We start from the raw sequence: 22,319 nt of genomic DNA, 5'->3' as shown, positions 1-22,319 counted from the left end.
GGATATGCTATATCAAGAATAGCAAAGCTTATTATTACTAGAATTGTATTTATAAAAGTTTTTTCATTTATTATGAAACATAAATAGGTTTATAAAATATTTTGAGTAAAATCTATAACGACGTATTCTGAATAAGTTCCTATTCTATATCTGCCTCCCCAGATTCCGATGCCGGAACTTACATAGTAGTGCGTATTTCCTTTTTTAAGATATCCGTGAGATTTTTCAAAAAGAGCATTTGTAAGTAAAGAAATCGGCCAAATTTGCCCCTGATGTGTATGTCCCGAAAATTGAATATCAACTTGATTAATTTCAGATTCTTCCAAATGATATGGTTGATGATCTAAAACTAATATAGGCTTAGTTTTATCTAAGTTTTCAATTAATTCTTTAAGTGATTTTCTATTAATATTAGTTCCATCATCTCTACCCACTAAATAAAAACTATCATCAATTAAAACCGAAGAATCTCTTAATAAATTAATTTTGGTTTTTTTAATAAAATCTATGCTATCTGCAATACCACTTATATATTCGTGATTACCTAAGCAACAATAAACACCCAAACGTGATTGTATATCTTTAAAATAATTATCTAAATTAAAATAATTTAGCGGTATGATACTACTATCTATAATATCTCCAGCAATTAAAACTATATCAGGATTTTCATTATTAATTTTTTTTATCCAACTTTTTAATTCTGGACCTTTAATTGAATATCCTAGATGAAGATCGCTGATAAGAACTATTTTCAGAGGTTTAATCAAACTTTTGTTTGTCATTATTTTTAGATGAATTCTTCTTTTATCTAAATAGTTCATATATCCATACAAACATAGAATAGCCACTAAACAAATAATAAAAAGGATTACATAGTTGCTTGCAAGAATATCACTCGGTATAAATGTCCAGAATTTATTCAGAAATTTAACGCCATCATAAATAAGAAACAGTAAGAATGTATACAAAAGTATTACTAACCAACCGGTTGATATTTTATATAAAAAAGTAGCAGATCTAAGAGGTAAATTTTTTGAAAATAATAAAAATAAAATAAATGATGAGGGTAGAAATAAAACTAAAAAGAAAAATATTCCGGTTATCATTATTGATACACCGGATATTAATGAGTATATATAATAGAATATATAGAAATTAGATAAAAAGTATAAAAAAATTGTCAGTGATAGTAAAAATATTTTTTTCATAAAGTATTATTTTATATTTCCAAAAAAAAATTGAACATTTATCACAAAAACTTATCTTATACTTCATAATATATACAATAATTATATTATTCATAAAATAATTTATCCCAAAACTATCTTATAATTAATTATAATTATTTTCTTTTTTATTTTTTCAATACACGATAGAAATCTATACTATGAAATTTTTTTAATTTCTTCAATAAATCTGTCCGCTAATTGATCAGCTTCCTGTTGTGTGTAAGCTTCAGTATAAATACGGATAATCGGCTCTGTATTTGATTTTCTCAAATGAACCCAACTATTTGAGAAATCAATTTTTAATCCATCATAAGTTTTTATATCTTCATTTTTATATTGGTCTTCAAGTTTTTTAAGAATTAAATCAGTATTAATTTCTGGACTTAAATCTATTTTTTTCTTTCCCATGAAATAGGTAGGATATAAATTTCTTAGTTCTTTTACCGAAGCTTTTTTCTTAGAAAGATATGAAAGAAAAAGAGCTATACCTACTAAAGAGTCGCGACCGTAATGTAATTCTGGATATATAATACCTCCGTTACCTTCTCCTCCTATAAGTGCATGGATCTCCTTCATTTTTGATACAACATTCACTTCTCCAACCGCAGAAGCTTGATATTCTTGATTGTATTTTTTAGCAATATCATGTAATGCTCGAGACGATGATAAATTTGAAACTGTTGTAGAAGGTGTTTCACTTAAAACATAATCTGCTACTGCCACTAGTGTATATTCTTCTCCAAACATGGAACCGTCTTCGCAAATAAAAGCTAAACGATCAACGTCGGGATCTACTACTATTCCTAGATTGGCCTTCTCACTAGGAACTCTTTTCATTATATCATCTAAATTAACTTCTAAAGGCTCCGGATTATGCGGAAAGTCACCCGTAGGTGTACAATACATCTCAATTACTTCTACGCCTAGTTTTTTCAGTAAAGGTACTACCGATATACCACCTGTAGAATTAACAGCATCTACCACTATTTTAAATTGAGCCTTTTGAATGGATTCAACATCAACTAAAGATAGTTGTAAAATTTTATCTATATGAAGCTCTATAGCATTCTCTTCTTTTTCATAACATCCTAATTTATCAACTTCGACAAAATCAAAATCTTCATTCTCTGCAATAGTCAATAATTCTTTTCCTTCTTGGTCGGAAATAAATTCTCCTTTAGAATTTAGTAATTTTAAAGCATTCCATTGTTTAGGATTATGACTTGCCGTAATAATAATTCCACCTGCTGCAGATAAATAAGGAACCATGATCTCTACTGTTGGCGTGGTAGAAAGTCCTAAATCAATCACATCTATTCCTACTCCTTGTAAGGTTGAAGAAACTAAATCAGAAATCATTTGCCCTGATATACGAGCGTCTCTTCCAATAACAATTTTTAAGTTTCCTTTATTAAGCTTTCTTTTTAACCATGTCCCATAAGCCGCTGCAAATTTTACTACATCTACAGGTGTAAGATTTTCTCCTGTTTTCCCCCCTATCGTCCCACGAATTCCAGATATACTTTTTATTAATGGCATATAATATTTATTTTACTCCTATTTTATTATTTTGAATATTGTTGAATCTTTTCTATAACGAATTCATTTGAAATATTACCTAAAAAACCTTCTCTTTTATCTCCTTTTTGAATTATAGTTACTGGAATACCTCCTACTAAGTCTGTACTAATCGAACCAATATTTGATAACAATTCTTCTCTAGATATATTATAAACATTTTTCATTTTATTTTCCTTTACAAAAGATTGCAATTTTGCTTGATCTTCAGTTTCATCTATACTTACAAAAATAAATTTAACTTTTTTATTTTTATATTGATTTTGTAGCTTAACAAAATCGGGAATTTCTTTTACGCACGGAGGACACCAAGTAGCCCAGTAATTGGTAATATAGATAGTATCGCTTTTTGTGTCTAATAAATCTTGAATTTTAGAAAAATTCGATTGTATAACTTTTATCTCTTGTGTTTGTTGATTATTTGTTTCTTCGATCCTATTGTCTTTACTATTATGCTTACATGAAAATAGCATTCCCAAACAAACCATTAAAAAATATATTTTTTTCATTTTGTATAAATTTTAGTTACAAAAGTAAACATTTTAAAGATAGAATGTTTTAGCAATTTTAATGAGAGTTTAATTTAGTTGTATTAATAAGAATTTATAACAAAAAAATATAGTCTAAAAATATCTTTGGAAGTCACAAATTGTAAATAATAGATAATTTAAATATAGAATTTCTAACTCGACGTTTTTTTTTATATTTGATCAAATAAAAAATTTATGAAAAAATATATTTTTATCTTGACATCCTTTTTGTGCGTAGTAATTTCTTGTGAAAATGCCTCCAGTGGAAATAAAAATATTATCCCCACTGATCCTGAGCAAAATATAGAATCTCACAATAACACTCATGATTCTTTATCTAATCTTTCTGGAGTTGATTCTATAAAAAGTGAAATACCCCCTCACGCGAATACAAGTATCAAGTCTTCTACAGACTCTATTAAACCTCATTAAACGAGGTTAATTAAGGATAAATATTTTATTAATAAAATTCATTTATTTTCAAAACCATAAAAATTCTTTATAATGATTCGAAAAAAGTTCAATTACATTATTTTTTCCGCTTTAATGACTACTCATTCTTGTGTTGATCATAAAGATAAAACTTCTATGAATTCTTCTTATCAAACATCTCAACAAGGAATTGAAAATACTATTAAAAGATATAAGACTGAAGGAAAAGAATCAAGTTTAAAAAAAGAATTGATATGGACTGCATATAAAACACCCAATAAAATTGCGGTAGACGGGAGCTTTAAATCTATTTCTTTAACTAATACTAAGGATGATAAATCTTTAGAAGAGGCTCTAGAGGGAGCAAAATTTTATTGTGATGGAACAACTGTTACTTCCGGTGATTCTTCCAGAGATGGAACTTTGACTTTATTCTTTTTTAAAAGATTAGCTTCTCCCGATATTTACGGATCATTTGGAAAATTTGAAAATAATAAGGTTATGATTACTATAACATTAGATAAAAAAACTATAACTAAGGAATTTACTTATATATTTAAAAAAAATACAATCACTATACAAGGATCTGTTGACTTATTAAAAGACTTTGATTCTCAACGGGCATTTACAAGTTTGCATCATGCATGTTTTGATTTACATGAAGGGAAAACATGGACAGAAGTTAATTTGACTGCAATTATATCGAAATAGCATCTGGCTCCTAATTAATAATTGTTTTTTCATTATAAGTAATATTAGTAAAATTTTGATATTCTTAAACCATTATATATGAAATAAGTGAACTATATTTATTTTGTTTAAATTATCAGGTTATTATATTTTTAGGAATCTATGTTCTAATTATGTTTAGTATCTATGATCATATTCATGCAAATGAATTTTCTTTTCGTTATTATTTATTTTTTTAAAATAAAAATTAAAATGATAGCATAAATAATATTTCATTGAAATTCATAGTTTTGGCATTTGTGAACAAGATTTGTTTAATGAAAATTCAATATTTATTACAAAAAATATGATTTTTTCAATTAAAAAAGTTTGTGAAATTGAAAAATGGGTTTATCTTTGCACCACTGAAATTATTAAAAACAAGCGTTCAGAAAAGATCCGGTAGTTCAGTTGGTTAGAATACCTGCCTGTCACGCAGGTGGTCGCGGGTTCGAGTCCCGTCCGGATCGCTAAAAAATAAAGTTTATTTTTTTATTATTGCATACAAGCAATCTATTTTGATCCGGTAGTTCAGTTGGTTAGAATACCTGCCTGTCACGCAGGTGGTCGCGGGTTCGAGTCCCGTCCGGATCGCTAAATTACTTCTCAATTATACATTCATATTTTTTTAAATTTACTCCATTTTTACTTCAATAAAAATATGTTATATAATACTTATTAAAAAATGATTTATTGATCAATACTATTCCTTTAATATCAGAATTAATAAAAAGTAGGGATTACACATGCTATTATCTTTTTACTTAACGTTAGCATTTCCATGTTAACTTTATATTTTAATCGTTGGAAAATTTTGATAATACTTTTATAATTCATTATTTTTTTTTCACAATAAAAATAAAAAACGATTTACTTGACAAATTTTAATCAAATTGTAAAGTAAAATCGTTTATATCTCAAATGTTAATTTTTTCTAATTTTCCATAGGAAGAAATCCATAATTTTTTGAATAGTTGAGCATTTCTTCAGCAAATGATTTAGGATAAGTAACTTCAATATCGATAATTTCTTTCTGTTCATTTATCTTAGGAACTAATATTGGATTTATAAATCCTTTATAGGCAGCTGTTTTAAAATTAGAATTTCTTTTTAATACTTCTTGGTGTAATTCTTTATCTACTTTTACACCATAGGTTTCAACTAAATTTTTTGCAGCATTATAATCTCCTTCAGACTTAATTCTCTGAGTTTCCTTTAACAGCTCTCCAAATAAATCATGTAATTTTTTATAATCATTGATTTTAAAATAGGTTTTACCATTCTTGACAATTTTTTCAATAACATTGTCTTTTTTACCTTTCTCATAAGCCCATGCACTTACCCATTGACGATTTCGCATATGTGCCTCTTCAATATCTCTGCCCGGCTCTATGCGTATCAATTGTGTCATCAATCCGTTACGTATATAATCATTATAGGCTGTCATCCCCACTTTTTTCCAATCATCAACCAAGCCTAAATTTTGAAGTTCGGGATCATATAAATAATATAGCCCCACTAAATCCGCTCTTCCCTCTTCCATCGTAGATGCATAACTTTTTAATGTCTCTTTTGGTGTAGCTACTCCTTTATTAATTTGACCTGAGGCATGACCGATTACTTCATGTAAAGCGGTATGGAGTTTACTTGCCAATTCTCCGTATTTTTCAGATAATTCAATCTCTTTTTCATTATAAGCGAATTCTTTCAGCTTTTCACTTCCACCTGCTTGATTGTAAGCATCAATTATATTACCTAAGGAAACTGATTTAGACCCGAATTCAGCACGTATCCAATCAGCATTAGGCAAATTTACACCTATAGGCGTACTCGGTGAAGAATCTCCGGCTTCTGAGGCTACAATAACAGTTTTATAGGAAATACCAACAACATTTTTTTTCTTATGTTCTGCCATTAATGGAGAATGATCTTCGAACCATTGAGCATTTTTGGATATAACTTCCATCTTAGCCGACATATCAAAATCTTTGATCTGAACGATATTTTCATAAGAACCTTTATGTCCAAGCGGATCGTTATATACTTCCACAAATCCGTTTATATAATCAATATTTCCTTTAGTTGCTTTTAACCAGGCTATATTATAGTCGTCCCAAGTCTTCAAATCACCTGTTTTATAATATTCAATTAGAAGCTTAAGAGCATTTGCTTGTTCTTCATTCTCTGCCACTGTAACTGCTTTATCAAGCCAAAAGATTATTTGATCTATAGCTGCTCCATACATTTCTCCACTTTTCCATGTTTTTTCAAATAATTCTCCTTTACTATCTTTTACTAATTGAGAATTTAAACCAAAAGATAATGGACGGGAAGCATCCGGACTTTTTTTAGCTGCATAATATTTTTCTACTTCTTTTTCTGTAATTCCTTCTCCATAAAAATTAACCGCTGACCCTGTAATTAACCCTTTTGATTCATCCAAATTTACTTTTTTAGCATCATTTTGATCGAATAATACGTCAACAATGCGTTTATCTAATAAAGTTTGAGTTTCATTCAATAATTTTTCGAAGTATTCTTGAGAAAATTCCGGCATTATTTTATCATTGGAATAATGATGGTGAATTCCATTTGAGAACCACACTCTTTTTACATATGTTTCAAAATTATTCCAATCTTTTGAATTTTTATCTCCTTTATAATTTTGGTAAATACTTTCTAAAGCTTTTCTTATTTTTAAGTTATACTTATAATTTTGGTCCCAAACAATATCTCTACCGGCTAATCCTGCCTGTGAAAGATAATAAACCAATTTTTTTTCATTTAAAGACAGCTTATCCCATCCGGGTATTTGATATCTTAAAACTTCTATATCTGCAAAACGATCAACTTTGTAATTAAAGTCATCTTGACTAATTTTTTCGACTTGGTCCGGATGTTTCGAATTACAAGACCCCAAGATTATTGAGGCGGCAAGCATACCCGCAACGATATTAATTTTCATCTTTAAAAATGTTTATATATTAAATGTTTTAACAAAGATAAAAAACTATGAGCAACTGAGTGTACGGTTCTAATATTTATTATATATAGTTCTATCATTATAATAAAAATATTAAATAACACATTTTTAAACCTTTGATAATTTATATTTTTTAACTTTAATTTAAGTAAAAATCATTTTAATTTATCTTAAATTTGCATTTATTATTAAAAAATAATTATTTTCTTATATCATTTAATTTATTAATAAATAATCTTGTATTTTTGTATATATTAATGCTGTATGAAAATTACCTTACTATCTGTTGGAAAAACTAATTCTAAAGAATTATTATATCTAATGGAAGATCTAGAAAAGCGTTTACCTCCTTTTATAAAATTTGAAAGAAAGGAGTTGCCGGATGTAAAAAATTCAAAAAATCTATCTGAAACGGAACTTAAAAATACTGAGGCACAACATATACTATCTCATATAACTTCTGGAGATACTTTAATAATTTTAGATGAAAAGGGTAAAGAATTTTCTTCCACAGAATTTTCTTCTTTTTTAGAAAAACAAATGAATAATTCTGTTAAGCATGTTGTCTTTTGTATTGGAGGTGCATTTGGTTTTTCAGATAGAATTTACAATCTTTATCCTCAAAAAATAGCTTTATCAAAAATGACATTCACTCATCAAATGGTACGCTTGTTTTTTATTGAACAATTATACCGTGCTTTTAGTATATTACAAGGTAAACCTTATCATAATGAATAATAATTTTAAATTAAAATGGTACGATATAATTTTAGTAATTGTACTATTCTTTGTGGGAATTTGTATTATTAATACTTTTTTTTTATATCTGGCTATAATAATAAATCTGAATCCTTATGTATTTACCCCAATAATTACTATCGGTAATTATATACTGGTTTATACTGTCTATCATTTCATCAGTTTAAAACCTAGAAATGAAAGCTTTAAAATCAGTTATTCTTATAATAATATCAAATTTTTTCCTATAGCCTTTTTGTTATTTTTAGGTCAATACTTTGTTTCAGAATATTTAACAGGATTAATACCAACGCAAGGGGGGATTTTAGAGAAAATGTATAAAGCTATGTCTTATGCTTTATTAGGTAATACCGAAAATTATCCTATCATAACCTTTATATCTGTATGTATAGTTGCTCCTATATTTGAAGAAATATTTTTTAGGGGATTTATATTAAAAGGCATGCTTAACAATGGAGTAAAACCTTATGCGGCGATATTGATTTCTTCCTTAATTTTCGGAGGTATTCACATATTTCCTTGGCAAGCAGTAGGAGGCATTTTAGCCGGAACCATTTTAGGAATTACTTTTTACAAATCAGGATCTCTTCTTACGTGCACAACCCTACATTTTATTAATAATTTTGTTGCATATTTACTATTTATACGCTATAAATCATTGGAATCACCTGATTTTGGGTTTAGTGGTTTTGCCTTATTTATTGTGGGAATTATATTAATAGTTATATTTGGACATTTTTATATCAAATTTACTAAAAACAAAAATATGGAAATAACAAAATATGGAAATACTATTAGCGACTCAAAATGAGCATAAAAAAGCTGAAATAATTGAAATTTTACCAGAAAATTTACAACTTAAAACTTTTAATGATTTTAATTTCGAAGGAGAAATTGAAGAAACAGGCACAACTTTTCATGAGAATGCTTTTATAAAAGCCAAATTTGGATATGATTTGACTAATATTCCTTGTTTCGCCGATGACAGTGGGTTGGTTATTGAAGCATTAGATGGAGAGCCCGGAATTTATTCGTCTCGATATGCCGGTACAGGATCTTTTAATGATAACATATCCAAAGTCTTGAAAAAAATGGAAAATTGTTCCAATAGAAATGCATACTTCATTAGTGTTATTTGCTGGGTTAACGATCAGGAAGTAAAATACTTTGAAGGTAAAATTTTTGGAAATATTTCTTCTGAAATTAGTGGATCACAAGGATTTGGGTATGACCCCATATTTATTCCTAATGGTTATATTAAAAGTTTTGCCGAGTTTTCTCCTAAAGAAAAAAATATAATAAGTCATAGAGCAATTGCTTTAAAAAAATTTACAGCTTTATTAAAAAATAATTATTTAAAATAATTTATTAATCAAATTTTATACATATTAAAATTAATATGTTTTTTAGTTTAATATTTTTAAAAATAATTTTATTTTAAAAACTAATATTCGTATGATAACCACATAAAAAGCTTTTTAAAAGTTTCTTTGATTGGATTTTTGGCATCTTTAATACACAAATATTTTAATTTAATAATTTCATCTAAATGAAGATTTAGAAATAGCTTAAATTCTATTTTACCATTAAAAATACAACCTAATAATCTTTATTTATATGCGTAATCAATAAATAGATAAAGAATTTAGTTATTACAGATGATATAAATCTTTTTTTTTATACCTAAAAATAATACCTATTCCCGAACCTATTCATTAATTATGAATAAATGATCATAATTTTTAATTGTTTAAAAAAATGAATGTTCTGTTAAATTAAAACTTATTCTTTAAACAAATTTTAAAAAGAACTTACTTATACATTTTTAGCAATTAAATTGATTGTATTTTTACAAAAAATATATACTTATGAAAAAATACCTAATCAATATATGTTTTATTATTTCGATGTTCACATTTGCCCAAAATTTAAAAATTATTCCTTTAGGTGTTTATGGAGGTAGTGATGAAAGTAATCTTTCTTCTTATTTATTAGCAGAAGAAAATACAACTGATTATATAGCATTAGATGCTGGTACAATATATAGTGGAATAAATAAGGCCATTGAAAATGGAAGTTTTACGAATACAACCGTCGAAAATATTTTAAAAAATAATATTAAAGGATATTTTATATCTCATGGACATCTGGATCATTTATCTGGAATGTTAATTAATTCACCTGAAGACTCTTCCAAACCCATATATGCTATCAAAGAAACGATTGAAGTTTTAAAGAATAAATATTTTACAAACACAGCATGGATCAATTTTGCTAATGAAGGTGAAAGCCCGATTCTTAATAAATATCAATATATTTATGCAGAAATTGGAAAAGTATTTTCCATATATAACACAAATTTTACTGGAACTGTTTTTGAATTAAGCCATGTAAATCCATTAAAAAGTTCAGCAATTTTAGTTGAAAATAATAAACATGCTGTTTTATATTTTGGTGATACCGGAGCTGACAGAGTTGAAAAATCTGATAAATTGGCCAAAATATGGAAAGAAATTGCTCCAAAAATTAAATCAGGGAAATTAAAAACCATTATGATTGAAGTTTCATTCCCAAATTCTCAATCAGAAAAAATATTATATGGTCATTTAACACCTTATTTATTAAATGAAGAAATGGGAAAATTAGCTAAATTAGTTGGTAAAAACAATATGAAAAAATTATCAATTATTGTAACTCATATTAAGCCAAAAGATGATAATGAACAAATAATCAAAAATGAATTATTAAATACTAACCCATATTCCATCAATTACATTTTTCCTAAACAAGGTGATCTTATAATTTTGAAATAGATTAAAATTTCATTCTTATATTAAAAATTTTAGATAAGTACATGAGCTAAATAAATGAAATAAATTGTTCAATAATTATATTATTTTATTTTCATAAGTAAATAAATGAAAATGTAATATTACAGACAAGTTCAAAAAAAATTAAATTGTTCTTAAGAATGTTTTTCATTGTAACCGAATTTTTAATCTAAACTTATTTTACTATTTTATAAAAAAAAAGTTTACAATATAAATCAAAATATTAAAAAAAGTTATTTATAAAAACAAATAACATACAATAACTTTAAATATCAACTAAAATACTTTACTTTTACATAAAATTTAAAACAATTAAGTATGTGTGGATTTGTAGGAATTTTTGATTTAAAAGAAGCTAATGAGATACTAAGGCCTCAAGCTTTAAAAATGGCAAAAAAAATTCGTCATAGAGGACCAGATTGGTCCGGAATTCATTGCGAAAAAAATGCAATCCTTGCTCATGAAAGATTATCAATTGTAGACATTGCTTCGGGAGGACAACCTCTTTATAGTAGTGATAAAAAATTAATATTAGCTGTAAACGGTGAAATATATAATCATAAAGAAATTAGAAAAAAATTTGAAGGAAAAGACGATTTCCAAACTTTATCCGACTGTGAAGTTATCTTAGCTTTATACAAAGAAAAAGGGATCAATTTATTTAATGATATTACAGGGATCTATGCTTTTGTATTATATGATCAGGAAAAAGATGTTTATTTAGTGGGAAGAGATCATATGGGAATCATTCCCTTATACATGGGATATGATGAAAAAGGCCAATTTTATGTTGCGAGTGAACTAAAATCTTTGGAGGGTGTTTGTCCGGATATTAAAGAGTTTGAACCTGGAAAATATTTTTATAGCCCAGATGGGGAAATTAAGACATGGTATCATAGAGATTGGATGGACTTCAACTCTGTAAAAGATAACGAATCCGATGTTAATAAATTAAGAAAAGGATTAGAAGATTCTGTACATAGACAACTAATGTCTGATGTACCCTATGGAGTACTTTTATCGGGAGGATTAGATTCTTCGATTATTTCAGCGATTGCTAAAAAATATGCAAGTAAACGTGTTGAAGATAATAATAATTCAGATGCTTGGTGGCCTCAACTTCATTCCTTTGCTGTAGGATTGAAAGGTGCTCCCGATTTATTAGCTGCCAGAAAGGTTGCCGATCATATCGGTACGGTTCATCATGAAATACATTTTACCATTGAAGAAGCTTTAGATGCAATTAGTGATGTAATTTATCATATAGAAACATACGATGTAACAACTGTACGTGCCTCCACCCCTATGTATCTTTTAGCTAGATACATAAAATCTATGGGAGTGAAAATGGTTCTTTCGGGAGAAGGGTCCGATGAGCTTTTCGGAGGTTATCTATATTTCCATAAGGCTCCTGATGCACAAGCGTTTCATGAAGAAACCGTAAGAAAATTGGATAAGCTTCATCTTTACGATTGTTTACGTGCCAATAAATCTCTTATGGCTTGGGGGGTTGAAGGACGAGTACCATTTTTAGATAGGGAATTTATGGATATTGCAATGACTTTGAATCCCAAAGATAAAATGTGCGGCAATGGAAAAATTGAAAAACATATTTTAAGGGAAGCTTTTGAAGATTATTTACCTGAAGAGGTTGTCTGGAGACAAAAAGAACAATTTTCGGATGGAGTTGGTTATTCATGGATTGACACTTTAAAAGAAACTGCCAATAAAAAAGTATCAGATAAACAAATGGAGAGAGCCGCCGAAAGATTTCCGATAAATCCTCCTATGTCTAAAGAAGAATATTGGTTTAGAAGCATTTTTGAAGAACATTTTCCGTCTCAAGCAGCAGCCCAGACCGTTCCTTCAGTACCTTCCGTAGCTTGCAGCTCTGCGGTAGCTTTGGAATGGGATGAAGCGTTTAAAAACAATCCTGATCCTTCAGGAAGAGCCGTAAAAACGGTCCATACAGATGCAATTTAATTTACGTTCAAGGCTTTTATTTTTTTTAATAAAAGCCTTTTCTATTCAACAACAATTCCATTGGGAAATACTTTCTTTTTTTGGAGATAAATAAATAAGCGCGGAAAAAAAATGCGTAAAAGCAATTTTATTTTTAATTTCCTACTCTCTCTAACTGATACAACCACATAATCACTTATACTTTCTTGAGTAAATACTGATGAAGGAATTTTATTTTTTAAAATTTTTACAGCTTCAGTAGAGGTATGTCCTTTAGTTTGGCTTAATGATTTACCATCATATATTCTTCTATATCTAAACAATGGTTTATCGAAATAAAAGAAATTATAATTTTGTACTGCAGATCTAGACCAAAAATCCCAATCTTCTGCATAAGACAAATTGGTATCATATCCCCCATTATTTTTCCATACACTTTTTTTGTAAATCGTCGCATTTGGCAGAAAGCATCCACTCTGAATCAATCGTAAACGATTGTATTTGCCTGATCGATTATATCTTTTTTCACTCCCAAAAACTAAATAATCTCCGTATAGAATATCAATAGTATTATCTGCTACCATTTTATGCAAAGCTAAGTCATAATAGTTTTCATTCATTAAATCATCAGAATCAAAGGGCAAAATATATTTACCTTTAGCTTCTGATATACCTCTGTTCCTAGCCATTGCAACTCCTCCATTTTTTTGATTTATTACAGTAAAAATATCTTTATATTGATCTAATATTTCTAAGGTATTGGTATCAGTTGATCCATCATTAACCAAAATAATTTCATAAGGATAAGAAAATTTAACCGCTTTGATACTCTCAACGGTCTCTACTAAATATGATCCCGAATTATAAACCGGTATAACTATAGATAAAATAATATTTTCTTTCATAATACAAAAATAATTTTTTTATGGTATTAAATTTTATATTAGTAAAATAAACTATACCAATTTTGCTAAGTTTTCATAAAAATATATAAAGTAACTCTTATATAATCTAATTTATTTATTTTTGCCTTTCTCTTAGTAATATAAAATCATTTTATGAAAATAGTTTCAATAAATTCTAAAAATATTAAAGAAGAACATATATGTTGTTCATTAGGAAATGATAAGGATAGCATAAACAGGTCTTTAACCAAAAAAAATTGGATGAATGAACAATTTTCCAATGGACTTGTATTTAAAAAATATGATGTAAGAGGAAAAGTTTTTATAGAATATATGCCTATTGAGACTGTTTGGAAACCAATTATTGGTTCCAATTACATGGTAATTAATTGTCTATGGGTGTCCGGACAATATAAGGGGAAAGGGATATCGAAAAAACTATTAGAAGAATGTATTAAAGACTCTTTAGAACAAGGTAAAGACGGTATTGTGGTTGTGAGCAGCTCTAAAATAAAACCTTATTTAACCGATAAAAAATTTTATTTAAAACAAGGTTTTTCAGTTATAGATTCAGCTTTTCCTTATTTTGAATTATTGGAGCTAAAGCTTAATGAAACAGGCATTAGCCCGAAATTTTCAGATAAATCAAGAAGTGGCAAGGTAGAAAACAATAATGGTTTTACGTTTATTTTTTCCAATCAATGTCCGTTTATGGAAGAATATATTTATCGTATTTCTCTTGTTTGTAATGAATATAATATCCCCTCAACAGTAATAAAATTAAAAAATCATCAAGAGGCCCAAGGTACAGCATGCCCATGGGGAACTTTAGGTATTTATTATAAAGGAGAACTATTTACTCATGAACTTATGAATGAAAAAAAGTTTGCAACGCTGTTAAAAAAATTAAATCTTATACAATAAGGGGCAATCTATTTTTATGATGAAATTTTAGATATTATACCATCGTTAAGTCCAATATTTTTATAAACTTCCAATAGTTTTTTAGCTGAATCATAATTATTTACTTTGCCACTTGTATAAATATACACGTTATTAATCCTTTCTCTTATTACATTATTCAACCCTTTAAAGATGGAATCATTTTCTCTATATTTTTTAGGTGAAATAAATAATTCTATTGTATAATATTGATTAATTGAAACTTCTTTTTCATTAAATTCTACTACGGAAGCATCTCTAAATCCTGCCTCTTTGGCAATTTTTAAAGTTGCTTCACTTTCAGATCTTAAGTTTGTACTTCCTGCATAATATATATACTTACCATTTGTTTTAATAATTTCAACATTTTGCATTCCTCTAAGTTGTGCGGAATTAGGATCGTATCTATTAAATGATGCTAAAAATTGAACTTTTAAAACTTTGCCATTATCAATAGGTTTTTCAACCGCTTGCGAAATATCTATTTCCTCTTTCTTTTCCGATTTTTTATCATATTCTTTTTTATAACTTAAAAAAGCATCATAAATATTCTTTGCAATTGTATTCTGTCCTTCTTCAGAGGCTAGATATTGCCCTTCTTGAGGATTAGATATAAAACCTGTCTCAATTAATACGGAAGGCATAGCCGTTTGAACCAATACTAAAAATCCAGCCTGCTTAACTCCTCTTGAAAATCGATTTTCTTTTTTAAAATTATTTTCAATATAACTGGCTATTTTTAAGCTATTTTCTAAATAAATATTTTGCATTAATGTTAACCCTATAACGGATTCTGGAGATGAAGGATTAAATCCTTCGTAAGTAGTTTGGTAATCTTTTTCCATATATATTACCTCATTTTCCCTTTTGGCAACGTCGAAATTATCTCTATTTCTATGTGCTCCTAAAACAAAAGTTTCTGTACCGTATGGAGCGCTTTTAGGGCTTGAATTACAATGTATGGATATAAATAAATTAGCTTTACCCTTATTTGCAATGTCTGCACGTGTCATTAAGGGAATAAATTCATCTGTCTTACGAGTATAAATGACTTTAACATCTTTATTTTTTTTTTCTATCAATGCTCCTACTTTTAAAACCAATGAGAGATTCACGTCTTTTTCATTTGCAGATAATCCCTTGGCCCCATTATCATGTCCACCATGACCGGCATCTAATACTAAAATAAAATCTTTTTTTTGGGAATATAAAGAGTTAATAAAGAAAAGTAAGGTTAATAGTAGTATATTTTTTAAGTTAAATATTGTTAAAACTCTCATTAATTCTTTTTTTTGATTAATTTTGACAGCAAAAATTTTTCTGAATTTATATGCTTTGATCAATTCAAGTTTCAAATATAATATACTTTATTTATTTTTTCTAATTTTTAACATTATCTTAGCACAGGAAAAAGGTGTTAAAAACCTTGCTGACACAGTAAAAACTCCTAACGACTCTATATCCTCTACTAAAGAAAGACTTGAAAATATAGTAGATACTAAAGGTGATGAAATTCGAAACGTTTTCTCGAAAAAACTTACTTATCTTATTCATAATGCTCAAGTTAGTTATCAAGATATGACTATCAAGGCGGATTATATCGTGATGGATTGGAATACGGGGGATATTTTAGCTCGTGGAAAAGTAGATAGTCTTGGAAGAATCATTGATAACATAACATTTACTCAAGGAGGAAAAAGTTACGAATATACAGAAGCTCAATTCAATATGAATACCAAGCAAGGTACAGCTTTTAATATTCGAACAGAAGAAGACGAAATGGCTATTATAGCTCAAAAAGCCAAAAGAATGAATGATCGTGAATACTACATGCGGCGTGGTTTTTTAACAACGGATGAATATTTTAAAGCAAAAAAAGATTCTATCCCCGATTATGGATTATCTACGAATAAATTGAAATTAATAACTGATAAAAACCAAAAAACAATTATTGCTGGGCCTACTACCATGTATATTGAGCAAGTTCCTACTCCATTTATATTACCGTTTTTATATCTTCCTTCTACAGGTAGTAATCGTCAAGCTGGAATTTTAATTGGTACGTTTGGCGAACGTCAGGCTAAAGGATTTTATTTAGAACGATGGGGTATTTATGTACCTATTGGAGAATATCTTGATTTAGAAAGCCGTTTTGGTTTCTATACAAAAGGAAGTTGGATGATCGACAATCGCTTGAGATATTTAAATCGTTATAGATATTCCGGAAATTTAAATTTTATTTATGAAAAAAATATAAATAGCACTAAAGGTTTAGATGATTATTCTGAAATTGAAAATTATAGAATTACCTGGTCTCATTTACAGGACTCGAAAGCTAATCCAAATTTATCATTCAATGCTTCGGTTAATTATATGAGTCAAAATTATTATAATAATAGTATTTACAATCAAAATGCTCTACATGGTAATGTAAATAATAACCAAACTTCTTCATCCATATCATTAGTTAAAAGATTTGATAATAACCCGTTGACTATTTCTCTAAATACTTCTGCCTCACAAAATATCTCTACCGGAGAAGTTTCAATGGTCCTTCCCAATTTAACGGTTACCATGCCACAAATTTATCCTTTCAAACCTAAGTCTGGACCTAAAAAAACAATTTTGCATAACATCTATATGGATTATAAAATGAATCTTCAAAATTCATTAAATACGACCACTGATGATATGTTTACGTCTAAAATGTTTAAAAATTCCAAGAACGGTATGAAAAATTCAACCAGTTTTGGAACTACTTCTACTCTCTTTAATTATTTTCAATTCGGAATAAATGGTAATTACAGAGAAATTTGGACTACAAAAAGCATAAGAAAAGAGTATAATCCTTTAACAGATAAAATTGAAACGCTAAACAAAGACGGCTTTAAAACTTTTCGAACTTTTGACGGCTCTTTAAATCTGACAACAACATTATATGGTATCGCCAACTTTAAAAAAGGTAGCATGATACAAGCTATTCGTCATATGATTTCGCCGACCGTTAGTTATGGTTTTATGCCCGATTTTTCTAGAGATTCATGGGGATATTATGGGACATATATAGATAAAGATGGAAAAAAAGTAAAGTATTCTTATTATGAAGGAAATATCATGGGAACTCCTTCTAATTATGAAAATAGCTCTCTTAATATATCATTAGCAAATAACCTTGAGATGAAAGTAAGAAGTAAGAAAGAAGCTAGTGGCGTTAAAAAGATAAAAATATTTGAATCCTTAAATATTAATACCTCTTATAATTTTGCAGCTGATTCCTTAAAATGGAGTCCAATAAATGCTTCTGGATCCTCTTCTTTATTTAATTCAAAATTACGAGTTAACTATGCCATGAGAGTAAATCCTTATAAAATAGTCTTCGATACTCCCGAATCTACAGTGGGCCATGCCATTGATAAGTTTGGGCATTTGACTATTGCCAGCTATACAATGGGACTAAATTTTTCTTTGGATGAGTCTTTATTCGGTGAGAAAAAAGTTACCAAATATAAGAAACAAGGAACTGTACGATATGAAAAATACTATTTTGATGACGAGAATTATGCCCATTTCGATATGCCTTGGAAATTGGATGTAGGTTTAAATTATGCTTCAACAAAAGAGTATAATAGAAACACCAATATATCTGCCACTATAAATCTGACCGGAGAAATTTCCCCTTCCCCATATTGGAAAATTACAGCTTCAACAAATTATGATATGGAGACTAAAGAGTTTGGATATACACGATTAGGCTTTATGAGAGACTTAAGAAGTTTCAATATCAACTTTAACTGGGTTCCTATTTCATCTAGCTATAATAAGACATGGAGTTTTTATATTGGAGTAAAAGCAGCAATATTGAAAGATGCTGTCAAATACGAAGCTAAAAATTTTAATGACCAATCAAGTTTTTAAAAAATTTGTATATTTAAATCATGATTAAGAAAATTATTACTACCGATAAAGCTCCAGCAGCCATAGGTCCTTATTCACAAGCGATTAAGGTTGGTAACCTTTTATTCGTATCCGGACAAATACCTGTTAATCCGTTAAATGCTGAAATTCCTGCAACTATTGAGGAACAAACGCATCAGGTTATGAAAAACATAGAAGCAATCCTTACTGAAGCAAATTTAAACTGGAATAATTTGGTAAAAACTTCAATCTTTCTTCAAAATTTAGATAACTTTTCAACAGTTAATGAAATTTATGCCTCTTATTTTTCAGATGTTTATCCTGCCAGAGAATGTGTACAGGTATCAGCCTTGCCTAAAAATGTTTTAATAGAAATTTCAATTATAGCAACAGAATAAATAAACAATATGATTAGAAACACTATTGCGGTTATATTTGGGCTTTTTGTAGCTTTAACAATTATTACGCTATCAGTTATGATCAATTCATATTGGATTCCGTACAATTATAAAGGACTTCCTATTGAATATTGGAGATCTGTAGTTCATACTGCTAAAGGTGAATTTTTTATAGCTTTATTGATTTCTTCAGGTGTTGGTTCTCTATTAGGAGGAATAGTTTGTGCTTTGATCGTAAAGACTGCAAAAACAGCTTATGCCATGCTAATCGGATTTATCCTTTTAATAACTGCTATAATTTCTGTTTTAACAATTAAAGGACATCCTACTTGGTATATTATTAGTATGTTTTTTATTTTTTTCCCGTTTTCATGGTTGGGTGCTAAAATTGTTGAATGGTTGCAAAATAAAAAAATTATTGATTCAAAAAGATAACTAATCATAATCTTTTACTTTTCATCAATAATTCTACAACTTCAAAGGCAGCTGGACATATGACCGTATTCTTTAAAGTTAAATTATTAATTTGATAAAATTTTTTTCGATTCGTATGCGGATACTCTTTGCAAGCTTTCGGACGAACTTCGTAAATAATACAATAGTTAGAATGATCTAAAAAAGGACAGGGCAATTGTTTAAAAACCCAATCATTGTCTTCGTCTTTATATAAATATTGATCTATAAATTCTATTGGTTTCATTCGCAAATGCTTTGATATCCTTTCTATATCTTTATCTAAAACTAAAGGACCGGTAGTCTTACAGCAATTGGCACATTGTAAGCAATCAATTTTAGAAAATACATTTTGATGTATTTCTTCCATTTCTTCATCTAATTTCTTGGGCTTTTTTTGTTTTAACTTTTCTAAATATTTTTTGTGCTCCGAAGCTTTTTTTATTGCTTCATTTTTATATTTATCTAAATTCATTACGTTTTGATTTATGTATACTCCATTTAATCGGGCTTATAAATGGAAAAAGGGTGATATTTTTCGATAGTATCTCTAAGCTGTTGATTGTCTAGGTGTGTATAAATTTCTGTTGTTGTAATACTTTCATGTCCAAGCATCTGTTGAATAGAACGAAGATCTGCCCCATTTTTTAATAATATTGTCGCAAAAGAATGTCTAAACGTGTGAGGTGAAACTTTCTTTTTAATCCCTGCTTTTTCTGCTATGTTTTTAATTATAATAAAAATCATCTCTCGAGTAAGCTTTCCTCCTCTCCTATTTAAAAAAAGTATATCTTCACAGTTAGGTTTAGGTATTTGATGCACTCGAATAGAATCTCTATAAATAGTAATAAAATTAATAGTACGTTCAGAAACAGGTACTAGTCTTTGTTTATCTCCCTTACCTGTCACTCTAATAAAATTTTCATTTAAATATAAATCAGATAATTTCAAATTAATTAACTCTGATACACGTAAACCGCAACCGTATAAGGTTTCTATTATGGAACGATTTCTTTCTCCTTCCTGTTTAGATAAATCTATAGACTTTATTAACGTTACGACTTCTTCATGACTTAAAACATCGGGAAGATATAAGCCAATTTTAGGACTTTCCAGTAATTCTGCTGGATTATCTTCTCTTTTTTCGTCTATCTGTAAAAATTTGAAAAAAGATTTTATTGAGGATATTAACCTTGCTTGAGATTTTACTGAAGTCGATTGTTTAGCAAAATTATAAATAAAATCTTGTACCAAAAATCGATCAATATTATAGGGTGTTATAGACTCATTATTTGAAACAAATTTTTGAAGTTTCTTTACATCTCTTATATATGCCATTTGTGTGTTCTCAGAAAGGCCTTTTTCCAACCATAAGTATTCTTGGAAATTACTTATAACTAAATCCCATCTCATACCAGCAAAGGTATGATTTTATTCAAAAAGGAATGATTAGGAAAATACTAATCATATATTTTTTTCACATGAGAAAATTTATTTCCTTATCTTATATTATTATATTTTATTTTTTCTAAACTATTTATAAATAATTATACAAAAATTATCAGGAAACAAGCTAGATAATATCATAAATTCTGCTGATACTTAATTTTTTACTAAGGAAAAAGTAAAAAGTATTTAAACATAATATATAACAATTAAAGTTTTTATGTATATTATTAATATATTAGCTATAAATTATTATATTTTTACAAAAATGAGCTTAAAAGAAACTCAACTTCAAGTAGATCAATGGATAAAACAGTATGGCGTTAGGTATTTTAATGAACTCACTAACATGGCACAATTAACTGAAGAGGTAGGAGAAGTTGCCAGAATTATAGCCAGAAGATACGGCGAACAATCAGAAAAAGAATCCGATAAAAATAAAGATTTAGGTGAAGAATTAGCAGATGTAATCTTTGTGGTAACCTGTTTAGCTAATCAAACAGGAATTGATCTGGAAACAGCTTTTCAAAAAAAATTAAATGCAACATCAAAACGGGATAGTGATAGGCATATTAATAATACAAAACTAAAGTAATGGGTATAACAATCAATCTTTCAGGCTCAAAAAGCATAACTAACCGGTTATTGTTATTAAATTCTTTATTTGATAATTCACTTTCTTTACAAAACTTATCGAAAAGCCAAGATAGTCATGTAATGCAAGAAGCCTTAAAATCAAAAGAGGAATTAATAGATATCCATCACGCAGGTACTGCTATGAGATTTTTAACCGCTTTCTTTTCCATTCAGGAAGGTAGAAAAACTATAATTACTGGCTCACACCGAATGAAAGAACGCCCGATAAAGATTTTGGTTGATTCATTAAAACATCTAGGTGCTAATATCTCTTATCTTGAAAATGAAGGATACCCTCCCTTAGAACTTAAAGGAAAGAAAATAAAGGGTAATACTATTAATTTACCTGCTAATATTAGTAGTCAATATATTACCGCATTATGCTTAATAGGCGCAAAGCTTGAAAATGGATTGCATATCAACTTAGAAGGAAAAGTTACTTCACTGCCTTATATTACCATGACACTTAAAATTTTAACCGAGATAGGCATCGCAGCATCTATTCATCAAAATAAAATTTTAATATTACCAATAACTGAAATAAAAAAGCAAGATTTTATTATTGAAAGTGATTGGTCGTCTGCTTCT

At 28.4% G+C, this 22,319-nt stretch carries 21 protein-coding genes and 2 tRNA genes; 15 read left to right on the top strand and 8 right to left on the bottom strand.

From position 1 onward, the window contains the following. Window positions 1–89 precede the first annotated feature (89 nt). The 3 genes from M3Z80_RS01990 to M3Z80_RS01980 form a co-directional block, all read right to left on the bottom strand. Entirely contained in the window at window positions 90–1,109 is a 1,020-nt protein-coding gene (locus M3Z80_RS01990) for a metallophosphoesterase (RefSeq protein WP_293917034.1), read from the bottom strand. Between the two features lie 279 nt (window positions 1,110–1,388). After that, on the bottom strand, window positions 1,389–2,771 hold the full coding sequence (gene glmM, locus M3Z80_RS01985) for a phosphoglucosamine mutase (protein WP_293917032.1): 1,383 nt from the start codon (window positions 2,769–2,771) through the stop codon (window positions 1,389–1,391). 26 nt (window positions 2,772–2,797) lie between these two features. Beyond that, entirely contained in the window at window positions 2,798–3,319 is a 522-nt protein-coding gene (locus M3Z80_RS01980; RefSeq protein WP_293917030.1) for a TlpA family protein disulfide reductase, read from the bottom strand. Between the two features lie 216 nt (window positions 3,320–3,535). Here M3Z80_RS01980 and M3Z80_RS01975 point away from each other — a divergent pair, with 216 nt between their 5' ends. The 4 genes from M3Z80_RS01975 to M3Z80_RS01960 all read left to right on the top strand — a co-directional run bounded on the left by M3Z80_RS01975 (window position 3,536) and on the right by M3Z80_RS01960 (window position 5,095). Further along, the gene (locus M3Z80_RS01975) at window positions 3,536–3,772 is read left to right on the top strand and encodes a hypothetical protein (RefSeq protein WP_293917028.1); all 237 of its coding nucleotides are present in this window, start codon (window positions 3,536–3,538) and stop codon (window positions 3,770–3,772) included. 72 nt (window positions 3,773–3,844) lie between these two features. Then, the gene (locus tag M3Z80_RS01970; protein WP_293917026.1) at window positions 3,845–4,483 is read left to right on the top strand and encodes a YceI family protein; all 639 of its coding nucleotides are present in this window, start codon (window positions 3,845–3,847) and stop codon (window positions 4,481–4,483) included. A gap of 414 nt (window positions 4,484–4,897) precedes the next feature. Beyond that, a tRNA-Asp gene (locus M3Z80_RS01965) sits at window positions 4,898–4,971 on the top strand. A gap of 50 nt (window positions 4,972–5,021) precedes the next feature. Beyond that, window positions 5,022–5,095 (top strand) — tRNA-Asp (locus M3Z80_RS01960). A 340-nt stretch (window positions 5,096–5,435) separates the two neighbouring features. Here the strand turns inward: M3Z80_RS01960 and M3Z80_RS01955 are convergent. After that, window positions 5,436–7,466, bottom strand: coding sequence for a dipeptidyl-peptidase 3 family protein (locus M3Z80_RS01955; RefSeq protein WP_293917024.1), 2,031 nt, complete (start codon window positions 7,464–7,466; stop codon window positions 5,436–5,438). 282 nt (window positions 7,467–7,748) lie between these two features. On the opposite strand from M3Z80_RS01955, the gene rlmH reads away from it, so the two are divergent. The 5 genes from rlmH (at window position 7,749) to asnB (ending at window position 13,057) form a co-directional block, all read left to right on the top strand. Further along, on the top strand, window positions 7,749–8,222 hold the full coding sequence (gene rlmH, locus M3Z80_RS01950) for a 23S rRNA (pseudouridine(1915)-N(3))-methyltransferase RlmH (protein ID WP_293917022.1): 474 nt from the start codon (window positions 7,749–7,751) through the stop codon (window positions 8,220–8,222). Beyond that, the gene (locus M3Z80_RS01945; RefSeq protein WP_293917020.1) at window positions 8,215–9,054 is read left to right on the top strand and encodes a CPBP family intramembrane glutamic endopeptidase; all 840 of its coding nucleotides are present in this window, start codon (window positions 8,215–8,217) and stop codon (window positions 9,052–9,054) included. The genes rlmH and M3Z80_RS01945 overlap by 8 nt, the downstream gene beginning before the upstream one ends. Beyond that, window positions 9,026–9,607: an RdgB/HAM1 family non-canonical purine NTP pyrophosphatase gene (rdgB, locus tag M3Z80_RS01940; protein ID WP_293917018.1), complete on the top strand. Its 582-nt coding sequence runs from the start codon at window positions 9,026–9,028 to the stop codon at window positions 9,605–9,607. The genes M3Z80_RS01945 and rdgB overlap by 29 nt, the downstream gene beginning before the upstream one ends. 504 nt (window positions 9,608–10,111) lie before the next feature. Then, entirely contained in the window at window positions 10,112–11,056 is a 945-nt protein-coding gene (locus M3Z80_RS01935; protein WP_293917016.1) for an MBL fold metallo-hydrolase, read from the top strand. A 336-nt stretch (window positions 11,057–11,392) separates the two neighbouring features. Then, the gene (asnB, locus tag M3Z80_RS01930; RefSeq protein WP_293917014.1) at window positions 11,393–13,057 is read left to right on the top strand and encodes an asparagine synthase B; all 1,665 of its coding nucleotides are present in this window, start codon (window positions 11,393–11,395) and stop codon (window positions 13,055–13,057) included. A 41-nt stretch (window positions 13,058–13,098) separates the two neighbouring features. On the opposite strand, the gene M3Z80_RS01925 is transcribed toward asnB, so the two are convergent. After that, the gene (locus M3Z80_RS01925; RefSeq protein WP_293917012.1) at window positions 13,099–13,941 is read right to left on the bottom strand and encodes a glycosyltransferase; all 843 of its coding nucleotides are present in this window, start codon (window positions 13,939–13,941) and stop codon (window positions 13,099–13,101) included. A gap of 153 nt (window positions 13,942–14,094) precedes the next feature. Between M3Z80_RS01925 and M3Z80_RS01920 the strand changes: the two genes are divergently transcribed. Then, window positions 14,095–14,865, top strand: coding sequence for a GNAT family N-acetyltransferase (locus tag M3Z80_RS01920; protein WP_293917010.1), 771 nt, complete (start codon window positions 14,095–14,097; stop codon window positions 14,863–14,865). 14 nt (window positions 14,866–14,879) lie between these two features. Here the strand turns inward: M3Z80_RS01920 and M3Z80_RS01915 are convergent, their stop codons facing one another. Further along, window positions 14,880–16,163: an N-acetylmuramoyl-L-alanine amidase family protein gene (locus M3Z80_RS01915; protein ID WP_293917008.1), complete on the bottom strand. Its 1,284-nt coding sequence runs from the start codon at window positions 16,161–16,163 to the stop codon at window positions 14,880–14,882. Between the two features lie 22 nt (window positions 16,164–16,185). Here M3Z80_RS01915 and M3Z80_RS01910 point away from each other — a divergent pair, with 22 nt between their 5' ends. Genes M3Z80_RS01910 through M3Z80_RS01900 form a run of 3 tightly spaced genes read left to right on the top strand, consistent with a single transcriptional unit; the run spans window position 16,186 to window position 19,631 of the window. Then, on the top strand, window positions 16,186–18,798 hold the full coding sequence (locus tag M3Z80_RS01910) for a putative LPS assembly protein LptD (RefSeq protein WP_293917006.1): 2,613 nt from the start codon (window positions 16,186–16,188) through the stop codon (window positions 18,796–18,798). A 23-nt stretch (window positions 18,799–18,821) separates the two neighbouring features. Further along, complete coding sequence (locus tag M3Z80_RS01905) at window positions 18,822–19,196, top strand: RidA family protein (RefSeq protein ID WP_293917064.1); 375 nt, start codon at window positions 18,822–18,824, stop codon at window positions 19,194–19,196. Window positions 19,197–19,205: 9 nt separating this feature from the next. Further along, window positions 19,206–19,631 carry a hypothetical protein gene (locus tag M3Z80_RS01900; RefSeq protein ID WP_293917004.1) on the top strand — a complete coding sequence of 142 codons (426 nt, stop codon included), beginning with the start codon at window positions 19,206–19,208 and terminating at the stop codon, window positions 19,629–19,631. A 4-nt stretch (window positions 19,632–19,635) separates the two neighbouring features. Here the strand turns inward: M3Z80_RS01900 and M3Z80_RS01895 are convergent, their stop codons facing one another. Further along, window positions 19,636–20,124, bottom strand: a complete 489-nt coding sequence (locus M3Z80_RS01895; protein ID WP_293917002.1) for a YkgJ family cysteine cluster protein — start codon at window positions 20,122–20,124, stop codon at window positions 19,636–19,638. A gap of 26 nt (window positions 20,125–20,150) precedes the next feature. Next, window positions 20,151–21,062 carry a site-specific tyrosine recombinase XerD gene (xerD, locus tag M3Z80_RS01890; protein ID WP_293916999.1) on the bottom strand — a complete coding sequence of 304 codons (912 nt, stop codon included), beginning with the start codon at window positions 21,060–21,062 and terminating at the stop codon, window positions 20,151–20,153. 301 nt (window positions 21,063–21,363) lie between these two features. Between xerD and M3Z80_RS01885 the strand changes: the two genes are divergently transcribed. Then, complete coding sequence (locus tag M3Z80_RS01885) at window positions 21,364–21,690, top strand: nucleotide pyrophosphohydrolase (RefSeq protein ID WP_293916997.1); 327 nt, start codon at window positions 21,364–21,366, stop codon at window positions 21,688–21,690. Further along, on the top strand, window positions 21,690–22,319 hold a 630-nt coding region (locus M3Z80_RS01880; RefSeq protein ID WP_459251435.1), incomplete at its 3' end, for a 3-phosphoshikimate 1-carboxyvinyltransferase. The genes M3Z80_RS01885 and M3Z80_RS01880, both read left to right, overlap by 1 nt.

Source organism: Apibacter sp. (genome assembly GCF_025291155.1).
GTDB lineage: Bacteria > Bacteroidota > Bacteroidia > Flavobacteriales > Weeksellaceae > Apibacter.
The sequence above is the reverse complement of the archived record's forward strand: the minus strand, read 5'-3'. Positions and strand labels throughout refer to the sequence as shown.

Bases quoted from the DNA above. Each gene is read 5' to 3' on its own strand.
- M3Z80_RS01990 (WP_293917034.1), bottom strand. From the start codon at position 1,109: ATGATAACCGGAATATTTTTCTTTTTAGTTTTATTTCTACCCTCATCA.
- glmM (WP_293917032.1), bottom strand. From the start codon at position 2,771: ATGCCATTAATAAAAAGTATATCTGGAATTCGTGGGACGATAGGGGGG.
- M3Z80_RS01980 (WP_293917030.1), bottom strand. From the start codon at position 3,319: ATGAAAAAAATATATTTTTTAATGGTTTGTTTGGGAATGCTATTTTCA.
- M3Z80_RS01975 (WP_293917028.1), top strand. From the start codon at position 3,536: ATGAAAAAATATATTTTTATCTTGACATCCTTTTTGTGCGTAGTAATT.
- M3Z80_RS01970 (WP_293917026.1), top strand. From the start codon at position 3,845: ATGATTCGAAAAAAGTTCAATTACATTATTTTTTCCGCTTTAATGACT.
- M3Z80_RS01955 (WP_293917024.1), bottom strand. From the start codon at position 7,466: ATGAAAATTAATATCGTTGCGGGTATGCTTGCCGCCTCAATAATCTTG.
- rlmH (WP_293917022.1), top strand. From the start codon at position 7,749: ATGAAAATTACCTTACTATCTGTTGGAAAAACTAATTCTAAAGAATTA.
- M3Z80_RS01945 (WP_293917020.1), top strand. From the start codon at position 8,215: ATGAATAATAATTTTAAATTAAAATGGTACGATATAATTTTAGTAATT.
- rdgB (WP_293917018.1), top strand. From the start codon at position 9,026: ATGGAAATACTATTAGCGACTCAAAATGAGCATAAAAAAGCTGAAATA.
- M3Z80_RS01935 (WP_293917016.1), top strand. From the start codon at position 10,112: ATGAAAAAATACCTAATCAATATATGTTTTATTATTTCGATGTTCACA.
- asnB (WP_293917014.1), top strand. From the start codon at position 11,393: ATGTGTGGATTTGTAGGAATTTTTGATTTAAAAGAAGCTAATGAGATA.
- M3Z80_RS01925 (WP_293917012.1), bottom strand. From the start codon at position 13,941: ATGAAAGAAAATATTATTTTATCTATAGTTATACCGGTTTATAATTCG.
- M3Z80_RS01920 (WP_293917010.1), top strand. From the start codon at position 14,095: ATGAAAATAGTTTCAATAAATTCTAAAAATATTAAAGAAGAACATATA.
- M3Z80_RS01915 (WP_293917008.1), bottom strand. From the start codon at position 16,163: ATGAGAGTTTTAACAATATTTAACTTAAAAAATATACTACTATTAACC.
- M3Z80_RS01900 (WP_293917004.1), top strand. From the start codon at position 19,206: ATGATTAGAAACACTATTGCGGTTATATTTGGGCTTTTTGTAGCTTTA.
- M3Z80_RS01895 (WP_293917002.1), bottom strand. From the start codon at position 20,124: ATGAATTTAGATAAATATAAAAATGAAGCAATAAAAAAAGCTTCGGAG.
- xerD (WP_293916999.1), bottom strand. From the start codon at position 21,062: ATGAGATGGGATTTAGTTATAAGTAATTTCCAAGAATACTTATGGTTG.
- M3Z80_RS01885 (WP_293916997.1), top strand. From the start codon at position 21,364: ATGAGCTTAAAAGAAACTCAACTTCAAGTAGATCAATGGATAAAACAG.